Below are 477 nucleotides of genomic sequence, written 5' to 3'. Positions count from 1 at the left end.
GACCGTTAATGGTGTTCCGGCGGTGACCTACTCTCCCACACCCTCCCGGGTGCAGTACCATCGGCGCTGTGGGTCTTAGCTTCCGGGTTCGGGATGGGACCGGGCGTTTCCCCCACGCTATGACCGCCGTAACCCTTGCTCCGCCACCGTGCCCGCTGCCGGGGGTGGGGAAATCTGTGGTTACAACATGTTCGCTGCGGCCTTGGCCGCAGGTGTGGTGTTGTTATTTTGTTGTGGTTTTGTTCCTGTGCAACAGTGCCGTCGGTGACGGGTTTGTTGTTTGGGAACCACATAGTGGACGCAAGCAGTCTTGTTTCTTTGTACCCTTCCCTGGTGTGAACGTCTTTTGAATCCGTTCACGGGAAGAGTGTGTGGTGTAAGTTATCGGCCTATTAGTACCGGTCAGCTTCACGAGTCGTTAGTCCTCGCTTCCACATCCGGCCTATCAACCCAGTGGTCTGGCTGGGGGCCTCTCAC

General features: G+C 57.4%; 1 rRNA gene. It reads right to left on the bottom strand.

Annotated features, from left to right (window positions below):
- Positions 1 to 14 precede the first annotated feature (14 nt).
- Positions 15 to 131: ribosomal RNA gene (gene rrf, locus AC1DFR_RS22370) — 5S ribosomal RNA — on the bottom strand.
- Positions 132 to 477 lie beyond the last annotated feature (346 nt).

It is taken from the genome of Arthrobacter sp. 05T410 (assembly GCF_056396505.1).
Note: the sequence above shows the minus strand (reverse complement) of the source record. Positions and strands in the feature narration are given on the sequence as shown.